Annotated in this window: 7 protein-coding genes; 5 read left to right on the forward strand and 2 right to left on the reverse strand. The window is 59.9% G+C overall.

All coding sequences use genetic code 11. From position 1 onward, the window contains the following. Nucleotides 1-265 precede the first annotated feature (265 nt). The 3 genes from BTIS_RS02080 (at nucleotide 266) to rplA (ending at nucleotide 4,032) form a co-directional block, all read left to right on the forward strand. A complete protein-coding gene (locus BTIS_RS02080) occupies nucleotides 266-2,518 on the forward strand; it encodes a glycoside hydrolase family 3 protein (RefSeq protein ID WP_094662200.1) in 2,253 nt (750 codons plus the stop codon). Nucleotides 2,519-2,896: 378 nt separating this feature from the next. Then, complete coding sequence (rplK, locus tag BTIS_RS02085; protein WP_094662202.1) at nucleotides 2,897-3,328, forward strand: 50S ribosomal protein L11; 432 nt, start codon at nucleotides 2,897-2,899, stop codon at nucleotides 3,326-3,328. Between the two features lie 14 nt (nucleotides 3,329-3,342). Further along, a complete protein-coding gene (gene rplA, locus BTIS_RS02090; RefSeq protein WP_094662204.1) occupies nucleotides 3,343-4,032 on the forward strand; it encodes a 50S ribosomal protein L1 in 690 nt (229 codons plus the stop codon). Nucleotides 4,033-4,542: 510 nt separating this feature from the next. On the opposite strand, the gene BTIS_RS12020 is transcribed toward rplA, so the two are convergent. Continuing rightward, nucleotides 4,543-6,702 (reverse strand): PucR family transcriptional regulator, encoded by a 2,160-nt coding sequence (locus BTIS_RS12020; RefSeq protein WP_158216812.1) that lies wholly within the window; start codon nucleotides 6,700-6,702, stop codon nucleotides 4,543-4,545. A gap of 80 nt (nucleotides 6,703-6,782) precedes the next feature. Next, nucleotides 6,783-8,813 carry a DUF6020 family protein gene (locus BTIS_RS02100; RefSeq protein WP_143248839.1) on the reverse strand — a complete coding sequence of 677 codons (2,031 nt, stop codon included), beginning with the start codon at nucleotides 8,811-8,813 and terminating at the stop codon, nucleotides 6,783-6,785. Nucleotides 8,814-10,101: 1,288 nt separating this feature from the next. Between BTIS_RS02100 and BTIS_RS02105 the strand changes: the two genes are divergently transcribed. After that, on the forward strand, nucleotides 10,102-11,376 hold the full coding sequence (locus BTIS_RS02105; protein WP_223848134.1) for a SpaA isopeptide-forming pilin-related protein: 1,275 nt from the start codon (nucleotides 10,102-10,104) through the stop codon (nucleotides 11,374-11,376). 232 nt (nucleotides 11,377-11,608) lie between these two features. Continuing rightward, on the forward strand, nucleotides 11,609-15,100 hold the full coding sequence (locus tag BTIS_RS02110; protein WP_094662210.1) for a prealbumin-like fold domain-containing protein: 3,492 nt from the start codon (nucleotides 11,609-11,611) through the stop codon (nucleotides 15,098-15,100). Nucleotides 15,101-15,623: the final 523 nt, after the last annotated feature.

Raw genomic sequence — 15,623 nt, forward strand, 5'->3', positions numbered from 1 at the left:
AGGATGCAGTCCGAGGACGCAAGCCAGTCTGAACCATCCGATATCCCACTCGTCATCAGTGAAGTCCACAGCCATGATCGGCTCAATCCCGTTGTCGAGCACCTCCCATTCCGACATGCAAAGCGCTGGGATGCCACGCTGCTGGTCCAAATTCGCACATGGAAAACTGTGGGAACAAAAACCGTCGTCCAACCAAGTCGGGCAGAATGAAGGCAAGAGTGCGGTACCAATGGGGGTGCCGGCTCCTCGAAAGGATGGACGACCAATGACCACCACCGCGACCACGAAAGCAAGCGACATCGTCAAGTACTACGACAACCAGGACGGCCCCACCATCGGCGTCGTCAGCAAGCCCGTCATCGAACAGGACGGCCTGTATTTCAAGGATCTCGACGGCTCCGGCAAACTCGACGACTACAAGGACTGGCGCAAGTCGCCGGCCGAACGCGCCGCATCGCTTGTCAAGGAACTCACCGTCGATGAGAAGATCGGCATGATCTTCACCAACTCGTGGCGCATGGGTCAGGAACTCAAGGATGGCGAACAGCGCGACGAAACCGGTCTGCTCAGCGAACAGATCGTGGAAGAGGCCGACTCCATCTTCAGCGCCGAAAAAACATGGGGCACCAAGTACTCGCTGCAGACGCTCAAACTGCGCAACCTGATCCTGCGCGCCAACCCCACCACACGCGAACTCGTCGACTGGATCAACCAGCTCAACGCCGTGGCCGAGGAGACCGAACACGGCGTGCCGGTACAGGTGCTCAGCAACTCCCGCAACGAGAACGGCGAGGCCGTGTTCGGCATGAACGAGGCACAGGGCGTGTTCGCCACCTGGCCGGGAACACTTGGCATCGCGGCGGCGGTGATCGGCACCGGCGACATGGGCGTGATCGACCGTTTCGGCAACGTCATCCGTCGCGAATGGGACGCCGTCGGCATGAAAAAGGGCTACATGTACATGGCCGACACCATGACCGACCCGCGCTGGCAGCGCACCTACGGCACGTTCAGCGAAAACCCGAAGCTCAACAGTGACATCTTCGACCACCTCATCCCCGCCGTCCAAGGTGGCGACGAGCTCACCCGCGACGGCGTGGCCATGACCGTCAAGCATTTCCCGGGCGGCGGTGCGCGCGAAAACGGCTTCGACCCGCACTACGCCGAAGGCCAGTGGAACGTGTACCAGACCGAGAACAGCCTCGAAACATATCATCTTCCCGCGTTCAAGGTGGCCGTCGCTCGCAACGCGGCGTCGATCATGCCGTACTACGCCAAGCCGAGCAAGGCGAAAAGCGCCGAACAGTACGATCTCAACGGCAAGCCGATCGACTGGCAGCCCGTCGGATTCGCATTCAACGAGTTCTTCATCCAGCGACTGCTACGCGGCCAGATGGGCTTCAAGGGCTACGTCAACTCCGACTCCGGCATCACGCACATGATGGCGTGGGGCGTGGAGGACCTGTCCGTGCCCGAACGCGTGGCGCTCGCCATCAACAACGGCGTCGACGTGATCTCCGGCGCGTTCAGTGTCACCGAGGCGAAGGAAGCGTACGAGCGTGCGCACAACGACTACTACGACACGCACGACGTGCCGGAAGGATACACGCGCGAACAGGTGACGCTCGGCGACGAGGCGCTCGACCGCGCCGTCACGCGTACGCTGACCGAGAAGTTCACGCTCGGCCTGTTCGACAACCCGTATCGCGATCCGTCCGTTGCCGAATCCGTGGTCGCCACGCCGGACGACTGGGATGAGGCCTACGAGGTGCACTGCGATTCGGTGACCCTGCTGAAGAACGCCGGTCGCACGCTGCCGATCAACGCGGAGAAGACCGACGGGAGGCTTGTGTACGCCGAGGCGTTCGGCAAGGACAAGGAGACCGGCGAGAAGAGCACCGCCTCGCTGCGCGCCATGCTGGAGTCCGATTTCGGCCTGACGCTCACCGACGATCCCGCGGCCGCCGATTACGCGCTGCTGTATGCCGATCCGCGATCTGGCAACTACTTCAGCGCCACCAAGGGTTATCTTGAGATCGACGTATGCGAGAACAAGACTGTGTGCGACACCGATCCGGAGGGGCGTCCGTCCTCCGAGGGCACGCATGAGGAGACCACGCTGTACGGCGTGGGCCGCATCGCTGAGATCGCCGACGCCGTGCACGCGCATGGCGGCAAGGCGATCGCCTCTCTCAACGTGTCGCTCGCATGGATGCCGGGCAACATCGAACGTCATGTCGACGCGCTCGTGGTGGGCTACGACACGTACACCAAGGCGTGCGTGGATGTGATCGTCGGCCGTTATCCGGCGGTCGGCTGTCTGCCGATCACCCTGCCCAAGGACGATTCGGTGATCGCCGTGAACGCGGACGGCGTGTGCGTAAGCCCCAACGACGTGCCTGGATATGACAAGGACAAGTACATGCCCGAGTCGATGAAGGACGAGAACGGCAAGGCGTACGCGTACCGCGACGCCGAGGGCAACTACTACGAGTACGGATTCGGTCTGCGGTACTGAGTTGTACTGAACGTACTGAGTGATGCGGTACTGAGTTGTACTGAGTTGTACGGAACGTGCTGAATTGCGTCGATAGTCACTGTCGGGCCGCGTCTCGTCATCGATCCACTGGATCGTGCGGGGCGCGGCCCGTTTGTATGCGGATGGCATGCGTGACGACACCGCCCACGATTGTCCACGACATCGTGCATAATAGGAAAGCTTGTGTCTGGAGGGTTTATCCCGCTAGCACAGCACATAGCAATAATCGGTTGCGGGAGGAAAACCTCCGCGGTTTTGCATGGATTCGCTCGTTGTCGTCCTTTCGATCTCGAACGGTCGTGCCATGCGCCGTGAACGGGTTCCGTCTGACCGCTTCACAGAAAGAAGAACCATACAATGGCTCCTAAGAAGAAAGTCTCGGCGCTGATCAAGCTCCAGATTCAGGCTGGCAAGGCCAACCCGGCCCCGCCGCTGGGCCCGGCCCTGGGTTCCCACGGCGTGAACATCATGGACTTCTGCAAGGCATACAATGCCCAGACGCAGGACAAGATGGGTCAGGTCATCCCTGTTGAGATCACCGTCTACGAAGACCGCTCCTTCACCTTCATCCTGAAGACCCCGCCGGCCGCGGCTCTGCTGAAGAAGGCCGCTGGCGTCGACAAGGGCACCGAAAACCCGCTGACCCACAAGGTCGGCTCCGTCACCAAGGCTCAGGTCCGCGAGATCGCCGAGATCAAGATGGAAGACCTGTCCGCTCGTGACATCGAAGCCGGCATGAAGATCATCGAAGGCACCGCCCGTTCCATGGGCATCACGGTTACGGACTGAGAGGAGAAGGACACATGGTAAAGCGTTCCAAGAAGTACCTCGCCGCTGCCGAGAAGATCGATAGCAGCAACCTGTACACCCCCAACGAGGCCATCGCCCTGCTCAAGAGCATGCCCGAGTACAACTTCGACCAGACCGTCGAGGCCGTGTACCGCCTGAACGTGGATCCCCGCAAGGCCGACCAGCTGGTTCGCGGTTCCGTGAACCTGCCTCACGGCACCGGTAAGACCGCCCGCGTGCTCGTGTTCGCCCGTGGCCCGAAGGCCACCGAGGCCACCGAGGCCGGCGCCGACATCGTCGGCGATGACGATCTGATCGCCAAGGTTCAGGGCGGCTTCCTCGACTTCGACGCCGTGGTCGCCACTCCGGACATGATGGGCAAGGTCGGCCGTCTGGGCCGTATCCTCGGTCCCCGTGGCCTGATGCCGAACCCCAAGACCGGCACCGTGACCATGGACGTGACCAAGGCTGTCAAGGACATCAAGGGCGGTAAGGTTGACTTCCGCGTGGACAAGCACGGCAACCTGAGCTTCCTCGTGGGCAAGCTCTCCTTCGACGAGAAGGCCCTCGACGAGAACTTCAAGGCCGTTGCCGACGAGATCAAGCGTCTCAAGCCGACCACGGTGAAGGGCCGCTACGTCACCAAGGTCACCATCACCTCCACCATGAACCCCGGCGTTCCGGTGGACGTGGCCACCGTCTGATTTCAGTCGGTTCAGTGATTTCGGTGGAGCCGCCGCCGATTTCCTCCCATCCGGTTCGTACTGGTCCCGGTAGGGCGGTTGTCCGGCGGTGGCTCCGCTCCAGCTTTTGATAAGCAAAGATTGCAACGGGAAGGACCCCGGAACAGTGCACAGTCACGTTCCGGGGCCCTTCTTTTTCTTTTCCGGAACGGTACCATGCCGAAATGTCCCCGGAAAGCTTGATCATCACGATCATCATTGGCCATTAACTGCGGATTGGGTGTGGCTGAGATACGGACCCGCAGCGCAGGAATCCGTTCGCTGCGGGTGTGCAGTTGGTTTGGCGTAAACCCGCAGCGTGGCGGTTCGTTCGCTGCGGGTTCATTGATAGACCAGCACGGACCCGCAGTGTGGGTGCTGGTTCGCTGCGGATCCACTGATGAATGATGACAAACCCGCAGCGTATCCGTGCCATCCGCGTTGACGATCCGTGCCGTCCGGGCCGAATGAACAAATGATCGTCGCTACCGATCAATCGTCGAGCATCAGACCGATCTTGATGGCGGTGAGCAGCACGTACGCCTCGCGCGGATTCATCGGATCCCAGCCCGTCACCTCCACCGACCGCTTGAGTCGGTATCGCACGGTATTCGGATGCACGTTGAGCTCGCGCGCGGTAGCGTCGAGCGAATTGCCGGACCGCAGGAACGTGGACAGCGTAAGCAGCAGCGGATTCTCGGTATCGTCGCCGCGTAGCACACTGTATACGTTGTCGTACAGTTCACGTCGGGCGTCGGCATCGCCGAGCAGCGCACGTTCGGGCAGCACGTCGTCACTGCGCAACGGCCGGGGAAGATCGGTCAGGCAACGCGACGCACGGTGACTGTTCACCGCCGCACGCAACGTGTACGCGGCACCGTCGAGTCCCTCACGTACCGGCCCGATGCTCACTGGCGAATCATCGGCGAAATACTCCGCCACCGCTTGGAAATAGTCCTCCGGCTCGCCACTGTTGCGAGGATCGATCAGCGCGACCATCAGCGTCTCATGTTCGCCGATCAGACATTCGCCACCCAATGATCGCACGGCTTCCCGGATCTGACGATGTGCCATACTCAGACTGATATCGCCGGTATGACTACGCATATGCCCGGCCATGGCGAAGCAGTGGAATTCGTTCGACCATCCGAGCAGACTCATGCGCGACGACACCTGATGGCTGGTCACGCCGTCGAGCAGATCGGCGATGGTGAGCGCTTCGAGTCGTGCATCCCAATCGCCGCGCGCCTGCGCCGATGATGCGTAGACGGTGGCGGCCGAGAACGCCACTTCGCGCGAATAATAGAGCATGGCGTTGCGCATGTCCTGTTCGCGCCCCGGTTTGGCGATGCGCGTGACGTTGCGTTCGAGCACGTCCACGATGAACCGCGTGAGGTCCACCGTCTGATTGAGTGTGATCGACTTGGTGAATTCGAGCGGTGCCACAAAGAAGATGTGATCGGTGGACGGGTGCAGGAATTCGTCGGCGATATCGGCCGAGGATAGTGGTTTGCGGGACGTGGGCGACGCGTGGTCGGTGTCGGCGCTGTGGTCTGTGTCGACGCTGTGATCGGTGTCGGAAGCGGCGCTGGGATTGGTGGAGTCCGCGCTGCCGGAGTCGGTGCCGTGCCTGCCGTTGCCAGTATCGCCGTCGTGGGCATCGACATCCAGCGAATCAGCGAACGCCGATGCGTCGATCTGCGAGAACCAGTCGACGAAATCCGTCACGGCCGTTTCGATGATCATACGCAGCTGGTTTTTGTCGGCGACGCTGAGCGCGCGATACCACGCGAGATCGGTGTTGAGTTGCAGCTCCGCCTCGCGCACGAGTTCCCGCAGTGCGGGCGGCAGATCGACCGGCTCGACATGCGGCTGCCGACGACGGAATCGTGCGGCCAGCTGTTCCGCTTCGTCGGCCACGGAGGACGCGGAAACGGATGCGGGGGAGGCGTCTGCGGAATTCGCGGAACCCGATGAGTCCCCGGATGCGGAGGCCCTGTACGCCGTCGCGGACGGTGAACTCGTCACAGACGGTGTTTCCTGCGCGGGCGATGTCTTCTGCACCGCCGTCGCTGAACCCACAGCCGATGCCGAACCCACAGCCGATGCCGATGCAACACCGTGTGCACTGGTCGTCGCGGATACATCGGCAGCATCGGACCCATGATCATCGTTGAGTATGATCGGCTTGGTTCGGACGGTGGTGCGGCGTCGCGGTTGTGTGGACTTGGTCTTGGACCGCGCCTTTTCGCTTTCCGAAGCCGGAGGCACAACCTCGGTGACGACGATATGCCGGGTGCGTTTGGTCGTCCGCGTTCTTGCCGCGGAAGTGGATCGTTCGGAGACGGCGTTGGACGAATCGCTTATCGCCGAACCGGCCATCGTCCCGTGTGCACTGGTTGAATCGCCAGCACCAGTCCGTTCGGCATGACCAACATGGTTCGCCGCTTCCGCTCCCGTCGTCGCCGTCGGTCTGGTCGTGCCCCTTGTCGTCCTATCCGTAGCTTTGTCGGCACCGTCGGTGCTGTCGGCATTGCCGACGTCGTCCGGCACGCTGTCCGCCGCGTCGCCGACAGGCTTCGGATCAGGCACCGGTGCCGACTGCTTGCTGCGACTACCTCTCGAAAACGCGGAACGAACTGAAAATGCCATACGCCCCAGCATAGTCGGCACCTCTTCGGCGGACGGTATCGTTCAGTCGCGCGAGAACGTGTTCCGATGCAAGATTCGGCTCAACGACTCGCTTGCGATCGATCGACCACCTCAGGCGCATCCCCGCTATCACGGCGGAACCAGAGGGCCAGGAAGGCGAAACAAAAGACCAGCGGGAGCATATGACGGTCGAAATTGTTCGCCGGAGCGGTGATCATCACGCCCATAAGCAGCAGCATCGGCAGATGATAGGCGAGCGCACGCCAACGACGTCGCACCACCTCGGCGGCACCGACCACAAGCGTGAGGATCGTCCAGAAATTACCGTGAATCGGCCAGCCGAGCACGGGAATATGCGACCATCCGTTTGCGAATCCCGCCACCGCGTTCCGCCAGTCATGATTCCAACGGCTGATCACCGCGGTATCGTTCTGCACCTTGCCGTTGTTCACGTAATAGATCGCCGACACATACGGCACGTCGAACACGTCGAAATAGCCGTAGCATTTGGCGAGTAGCGCGTCGATCGCGACCACCGGACTCGCCTTGACGATGTCAAGCCAGGCGCTGTTGAAATCCTTCATATCGTCGGCGGTGACCGTACGCCACTGGTAGGCGATGGTCTTGCTCTCGGAACTGCCCGACGATTTCATACGGTCGGCGTCGTTGGGGAAGTACGCCTTGGCCGCGCCATCGAGATCGATGATCGGGGCGATCTTCTCGCGAGCGCTCGCCGGAATGCTGTCCGGATCGCGCTGGGCGATGCGTCCGATCTGCTGCAATTGCACGCCCTTGCTTTCGATCGGATCGCCGCCGATGATCGTGTTCGTGGCGGTGAGCGTGGTGATCATGCCCTGGAATGCGATGAGCGGAATGAGCAGGGCGATCACGTATGTACGCCAGCGTTTGCGGTCGGCGAGCAGGGCGAGTACAAGTTGCAGCGCCACGATGTACAGGCCGTATTTGGCGCTCGCCAGCATGACAAGTGTGCTGAGTGCGAGCGCGATCACCGTGATGCGGCGTGGTTTGGTGGGGGGTGCCGCAGTGGCGGGGGAGTCGGTGCCGTCGTACGCAATCGTGCCGTCGCAGACAGTCGTGCCGCCGTATGCGGACGTGGCATACAGCTCATACAGTGCGCCGAACCACCAGACGAATGCGAATGCGAACAGCGGCGATTTGGTCAGTGAGATCGTGCTGAAGATCACGATCGGGTTGAGTAGCAGCAGTGCGAACACGATCACGCGGGTGGTGGCCGGCGCAGTCGTTGTCCCGACGGTCGGCACTCCGGTAGAGCTGGCGGACGAATCATTGACGGCCGGCGCAGTGCCGCCGCTGACGCCCGCCGCAAACGGACGGTTGAGGAATCGATTCGCCGTCGCCGCGCAGCAGAACGCGGCGAACAGGAACTGCATACCGGACAGGATGATCAGTCCTGCGTCGGGCGCGCCGATAAGCGTCTGACTCGCGTAGCCCATGCCGCCGTACAGCAATGTGAGCAGTATGTTGTGTTGGTTCGTGAGGAATGTGGGGTCGGCCGGCCATAGATAATGCGCGGTCGGGTAGACGTCCATGATCGTGCTGACGATCTGCGTGCCGTCGAGGTATGGCTGCGGATTGCCGTGCGACTGCTGCCAGAACGACGTGAATTCGCGGATCTGTGAGAACACGTCCGCGCCGAACGCGCTGAGCAGCGTGATATAGCACCACGCCCATCCCACGACCAGCACCGTGAAGATGCGGCGTGTGCTGTTGGTATGGCGTATGATGGTGCGCTCGTGCCTGGTGATGATGGTGATCGCCGGGCGTGCGATTCTGCGCAGGAATCCGCAGACTTGTCCACTGACGGTGTGGATGGTGTGCACAACACTGGGGATTGTGTGATTGCGGGCGGTGTGATTGCGGGCGGTGTGACTGTGCCTCCGACCGCCGATCGAAGCGAGTACATGCACGATCGTGAGATAGACGCAGAACATGACCGCGCCGAGCAGCGCGTTCCAGATCGAGAACTCCGCGATCGACCCGTCGGCGCGATAGATCGGTCCGACCGCGGAGCAGAACGCCAGCCATAGGCAGGCGAGTACCGCCACCGTCCAGCACAGTATGCGTACCATGCGCGGTGGTTCGGGTGTGCTGGATGATGTGCTGCTGGGCGCGCTGGTCGTATGAGGTGTGTGGGGTGCGCGCGGCGCCGTCGATTCGTGCTGGCTGCGTGCCGCGTCTGCCGCGCCGGCTGTGTCCGTGGTATGTTCCGTGGTATGTACTGTGCTCGTCATCGTCACCGATTGTAAGGATTCACGCGGAATAACCGAACTTGTGTACAGGGGCGCATCGGTTATCTACTGGGGCCAAAATCATGAGAATTATAGGGAGTGTCTTGGTGGGTGTGTGACTGGTCTTGTCTGCCAGTCGCGAGGCCGGCGGGAAGGGGCTCTCGCTTGAGAGCAGCGCCGATCGAAGCAGTGACGACCTGCAGAAAGACGGTTCTCCGCCTCGGTGCGTATCTGACGCACGTATGCACCGAACAAGCACCGGAGACACGCCCCGGTGCGTATCCGACGCGCGCTTGTGACGAACCCGCACCGGACGCACGCCCTGATGCGCATATGACGCACAGAGACGTCGAACAAGCACCGGGGGACACGCTCCAGTGCTTGTTCGACGCACGCGTGTGACGAACCCGCACTGAGGGGCACGCTTCGGTGCGTATCCGACGCACGTTTGTGACGAACCCGCACTAGGGGGCACGTTTTACTGCGTATTCGACATCCGTATACGACGAACCCGCACTGAAGGACGTGCTTCGCTGCGTATCCGACGAACATCCGGGACGAACCCGCAGTAGGAAACCCGATCCAGTGCGTATCCGACGCACGCATGCGACCAAGACCAGTTACACACTTAAAGAGACACTCCCGAATTGTAGGTTGGTCATACCGTAATTGTCGGGATTGTGGGTTGTGTGTGTGGGGTGCACTAACAGAGATCGGATGTTGGTTGGATGTGGTGGTTATCAATTGAAATATGAGGCTTGGTGTGCTGGGAGTGTGGATTGTCTGCGATGGTGTCGGGCCGTGTGAATGCTTGAAGCCATATTGATGCGGCGGGTGCTGTTGTATTGCGGAGGATCATGTGCGGTGCGCCGAGTGTGGTGCGCAATAGAATAGGGGGTAAAGGGGTATAAAAGGTATCATTTGCATGATGTCAGATGTATTATTTCTTGCAAAAATACGAACGCTCAAGTGGCGTTATGATTTGTGAACAAAGTCAATGTGAACTTTTTCTCGAATTCGATTTGTTTCGCATACGGGGGTATAACTGTATGTGTGGGGGTAATCCTCGATTCGTGTGGTCGGGTATGGGGGTGCGATGTTGTGCCCTATGCCGCGAGTGCAGGAATCAATGGCAATAGCGGAGCAGAAAGAGAGATATTTCGCTATGACTATGAAGAAACTGTTTGCAGGCCTCGCCGCCGCGGCCACACTCCTCAGCGGCATGGCCCTCGGCATCAGCACCGCCAGCGCGGCTGAGCCGGTGAGCTTTGCGGACAACAAAACGATTACTGTAACGGCATCGGATGCTCAGCAGTTTTACACTAAGCCCGTTGATACGCAGAATTTGCAGAAGAATTTGCGTGAATTCAAGTACGTCAAGCTTGCAGGTTATGAGGCGGTTCCCAATGCCAGTGGAACTGGTATCAAGCTGGTTGATGGTATCACCGGTGACGCGGCCAATGCCGCATTCGCGGCGGCTGGCTATGATGCTGCTAAGAATGGGAATGACCCATGGCAGTGGCTTGGCACGACTTCCGGCACGTGGACGACTGATCAGACTAAGGGCTTTGTGGACGCACTGAAGAATTCTGCAGAGACTGACATTACGCCTGACGCTTCCAATGACGGTAAGACCTTGACTTTCTCGTTTGAAAGCGCAGGTCTGTACCTGATTGTCGATCAGAGCGGCGAAGTGACTGTCACCGATGACGAAAATTCGAAGTTGGTGTGGGTGGAGAATGGCCCCTTCCTCGCTGGTACCAAGATCGACAATGCCGCCCCTACAATTCAGAACTCCAATGGTGTGATCGGTGCCGGTGTCATTGATGCTAAGAGCAACTCGGTCGAAACCCACAAGGGTGGTTTTACCTTCCACAAGAAGGATGCCAATAATCTGCCGGTTGCTAATGCCGTGTTCGTGGTGAAGAACGATAAGGGCGAGTACGGTCTGTACTCCAACAGCAACTGGACCTGGACGAATACCAAGCCTGATGTTACGAAGTTGCCGACGGATGATGTTGATCGGAAGGCAGCTGGTTTCTTTGTGAGTGGAAGTTCTCAGGGTTCTGTGATTGTGCAGGCTCTGACTGAAGGTACGTACACCGTTGAGGAGATCAAGGCTGCCGACGATTATCTGCAGACCGCGTTGCCGTCCTTCACCGTGACCATTGGCAAGGACGGCACGGTTTCCGCATACGACGTGGATACGAATGACACTTGGGGCCTTGTCGACGGGGATACGACTAACGGTGTGACCGTCAAGAACGTGAAGTCCATTACGCAGCTGCCGCTTACCGGTGCTGCTGGAACGATCCTGTTCTCGGCTGTCGGCGTGCTGCTGGCCGCTGCTGCCGGTACGGTGTTCCTCAAGTCCCGTTCCACCAAGCGTGCTCTGCGCGCCTGATCTGATCGGGTAGTAACTGAGTTTGCGTCCGGGCTATACGTTGCATGGTCCGGACGCAAACTCGGTTTATATGAACGTGTACTAATAACCGGCTGTGAATGGTCGATGGCGATTGTCGGCCATTCATAGTCAGGAATGACAATCAGCAACGTCGAACGACTACGACAGTCGTAATGACGACATTTGCGTGCGTGACGCAACGCGAGAGAAGAGCAACGAGGAATTGAATTTGATGGGTGCAAAGCGTGTATTGGCTGGTTTTGCCGGCATAGTGGCGGCTCTGGCCATAGGTCCGTTGGCAGTAGGAGTGACGGCCAATGCTGCGGAGCCGGACGCCACGGTCAATGACGCCGCGAGCTTTCTGCAGGCGGCATTCCCCTGCACTGCGGGACAGACCAAGCGAGTGATCGTCAACGGCGACATCGCTCTCAATGCGGACAACAAGGGCAATGACACTACTGTCGCATGCCAGTTGACTATCGTATCCAACGGTGAACATCAGTTCACGTGGTCGGGATCCGGCAAGCTGTTCGATGTGCAGAACGGCGGCAGCATTGTCATCGGTGATGATGAAAACAACCAACTTACCTTCACCAACACCGACGATCAGGCACACGGATCGCTGGTTCATCTGAACAACGGCGGAAGTCTGACCATCAACGGCGGCACGTTCACCAAGCTGCGGGCTGGTGCCAGCGCGGTGGCCGAGAGCAACGGCGGCACGGTGACCATCAACGGCGGGTCGTTTACAAACAACACGACGAATGGCAATGGCGGCCTCGTTCATCAGACGAACGGCACCATCGTGATCAGCGGCGGCACGTTCTCTACCAACACGAGCGAACGCGGATCCGTAGTGTATAACGAGGGCGACGGTGGACGAATCGAAGTCCACGGCGGCACGTTCACGAACAATACGTCCAATATGGCCGCCGGTGTGATCATGCAGGACTCGACCAAGGGCACCATGCTCGTGGACGGCGGTACGTTCTCCGGCAACACGGCCGGCACCAAGGGCGGAGCGATCCACAACAACGGAACGTTGGTGGTCACATCGGGGGACGGCGGAAAGACGATACCGAAGTTCGAAAAGAACACGGCCAAGGGGAACGGCGATGGCCAGGGTGGCGGTGCCATCTCCCAGGATCGCGGCGAGATGACAATCTCCGGTGGAAAATTCACCGGCAACCACACCGTCAGCACCGCATACATGAGCGGTGGCGGTGCGGTCTACGCCAAGGGATCGCTCACCGTGTCGAACAAGAACGGTGACAAACCGCTGTTCGACGGCAACTGGGCGGGAATCGAGGATAGCAACACCGTAAAATTCACTGATAACACCGGTCTTGAGACGACCTCCGGTACCACTGATACCAAGGGAACTATCGGACACGGCGGCGCGGGTGGTGCGATCTTCCTGCAGAACGGCAACTCCAAGGGATTCATCCTCGGTGGTGAATACATCAACAACACGTCCGGCTATCTAGGCGGTGCCATCTACACCGAGGAGGACTCCACCACGTACGTGGCACCGGCCGTGGCCACCCTCAACAAGGCCGGCCATTTCGGCGGCGGTCTGTGGCTCTGTCCGTCCGGCAACGCCAGTGCTTCGCAGGGCGGCAATATCGCACTGCTCAACAACACTGTGGACGAATCGATCGACGAGAACCCGGAAAATCACGAAGAGAAAACGGGATTCCCCACTGAGGCCGGCGACGATCTGGCTTTGATGAACCCGGGGTGGAAGAGCCAGTGGGGGAAGATCACCTATAACGCATTCGAGCTGCTCAACACATGGTTCACGAATCGTGACAAAGCTGCCGTCACCTGGTACTGGGACGGTCAGCCGGAAACCATGACCAGCGGTTTCGCCGACAAATATCAGCAGAAGGATGGCGGTCAGGGGGCAAACGCCGTCAGAGCGTACAAGCATGACGGCAGCGATGCGCCTGATAAGAGCAGTGGCAAATATCTGCGATACGCCGAAGCCACTCGTGTGGAACAAGAGCCTGCTTTGTTGCAGCAGGCCCACGGGGACAACAAGAAGCACGGCATTGCTGACACCGAGGGCGGTATCGCATTGAAGGCCATCCCCACGAACGACGCAGGTCTCAACGCCGCGTGGACGAACGCGCGTGTGCTGTTCAAGCACAATGCGGCACGACTGTCCGGCGGCGCGTTCGGATCCAACGGGCGCGTGATCTTCGCCACGCCGGACGCCGCCACATGGACCAAGATCGACGCCGACACCAAGGCTGCGATCGCCGGATCCGAGTGGAAGGTGACCGGTCCGGGCGCGAACCAATGGGATCTGGAACCGTCCAACTGCCTGACGCTCGACGAGCAGAAGAGCTGGAATGGTGGATACACCGATAAGGTCACGTACACGATCAACTACTGCTGGCACTACGACTACAACGCGACGACCGGCAAATTCGACCTGAGCACCACGCCGTCACTGATCGTCACCGACAACACCGGCAGTGATCAGACCAAATACGTGGGCAAGGACATGAACCCCGAACCGGGCGTCTTCTCCATCGACAACCTCAAAGACGGGGAACAGTTCACACTGACCGAGATCAAGGCGCCGGACGGATATCAGCTGTCCGGTAAAACCTACACGTTCACGGCCGACGCGCAGAGCTTCTCCCCGCCGATCAGCGTGCAGGGCGGAGACGTGCTGCCTGACAACGAGATCGGCAACAGCATATTCGCGGTCGAATGGACAAAGATCGACGCGGCGGACGCCGACAAGACCAATCCGACACCGCTCGCCGGATCCAAGTGGACGCTCACCCGTAAGGACAGTGATTTCTCCAAGACGATCACGGATTGCGTGCCTGTCAACGATGAGAATGAGCCCGACAAGAACGGCCATTGCCCGACCAACAGCGACGGCAACGGATACACCTACGCCGATCAGGACAAGGTCGATGGCAAGTTCCTCATCCGCGGACTGGCCCCCGGCACGTATACGCTCAAGGAGGAGACCGCGCCCGACGGGTACGATCTCAATCCCAACGAGTACACGTTCACCATTCCCACGTCGGACAAGGTGAATACGGATAATACGGTCCTTCACCCGGTGCGTGACGGTGAGATCAGCGGCATGATCGGCGACGATAAGAGTCCGGTTGGTGCGCCGAAGGTCACCAAGACCGTGCAGAACGGAACTTGGGCCAACGGCGCGGCGTTCACGTTCCGACTGGCCGGCTCGGGTGACGATGCGGCGTCGGCTCCGCTGCCGACTGCCGGTTGCATCAATCAGGGCACCGTTGCGCAGGACAAGTACTGTGACATCAGCATCACCGGCAACGGTACTGATCAGACTCAGTCAGCGAACTACGGGAACATCGCGTTCGCGAACGTGACCGGGAAGACGACCTACACGTACACGATCACGGAGATCGGTACCGATGGCGAGCCTCGCACCGGTGGCACCAAGGGCGGACTCGTCTACTCGAAGGATGTGTGGAACGTCACGATCACCGTGAATCCAGCGGCGAATCCGGTGGTGAGCATCGCCTATGAGAAGGCGGGCGTGACGGGTTCTGCCGATACGGGTGCCGATTCCGCGACATTCGTGAACGTGGGCGTGGTGAGCAGTCTGCCGTTCACCGGCGGTGATGCGCGCATGTGGGCGATCGCCGGCGGCGGCATCGCAGTGCTCGCGCTGGGATCCGCAATCGCCTACGAACGCATGAAGCGCCGCGGCGAGTGATGCCATGATCCTGTGATGGAGTTCCGGCCTGGCTTGGGTTTGACGACTCGAGCTAGGCCGCTCCACTATGACTTATCGCCACTATGTCTCACGCGCCTGCGGGTTCGTCACACGTGTGTTGGATGTGCATTGAGGCGTGCCCTTGGGTGCGGGTTTGTCGCACACGTGCGTCGGATGTGCACTGTGGCGTGCCCCTTAGTGCGGGTTTGTCGCACGCGTGTGTTGGATGTGCACTGAAGGGTGTTGCTTAGTGTGGGTTTGCTTCGCTCGTGTGTTGGATGCGTAAAAACGAGGTTGTGCCGGTCGCTCGGCGCGGTCTTTGCTTTGCGTGTGTGTTGAATGTGTACTGAGGCGTGTTCCTTACTGCGGGTTTGTCGCACGCGTGTGTTGGATGTGCACTGAAGCGTGTTCTTGACTGTGGGTTTGGCACACACTTGCGTCGGATGCGCACTGTGGTGATGATTCTGCATTGGGTGTTGTATGCGAGTTCTCTGGTTTTGTGGCAGGGAACGTTGATTGTTCG

It is taken from the genome of Bifidobacterium tissieri, assembly GCF_002259645.1.
GTDB lineage: Bacteria > Actinomycetota > Actinomycetes > Actinomycetales > Bifidobacteriaceae > Galliscardovia > Galliscardovia tissieri.

Coding starts and splice junctions, on each gene's coding strand:
- BTIS_RS02100 (WP_143248839.1), bottom strand. CDS start 8,813: ATGGTACGCATACTGTGCTGGACGGTGGCGGTACTCGCCTGCCTATGG.
- BTIS_RS02080 (WP_094662200.1), top strand. CDS start 266: ATGACCACCACCGCGACCACGAAAGCAAGCGACATCGTCAAGTACTAC.
- rplA (WP_094662204.1), top strand. CDS start 3,343: ATGGTAAAGCGTTCCAAGAAGTACCTCGCCGCTGCCGAGAAGATCGAT.
- rplK (WP_094662202.1), top strand. CDS start 2,897: ATGGCTCCTAAGAAGAAAGTCTCGGCGCTGATCAAGCTCCAGATTCAG.
- BTIS_RS12020 (WP_158216812.1), bottom strand. CDS start 6,702: ATGGCATTTTCAGTTCGTTCCGCGTTTTCGAGAGGTAGTCGCAGCAAG.
- BTIS_RS02110 (WP_094662210.1), top strand. CDS start 11,609: ATGGGTGCAAAGCGTGTATTGGCTGGTTTTGCCGGCATAGTGGCGGCT.
- BTIS_RS02105 (WP_223848134.1), top strand. CDS start 10,102: ATGGCAATAGCGGAGCAGAAAGAGAGATATTTCGCTATGACTATGAAG.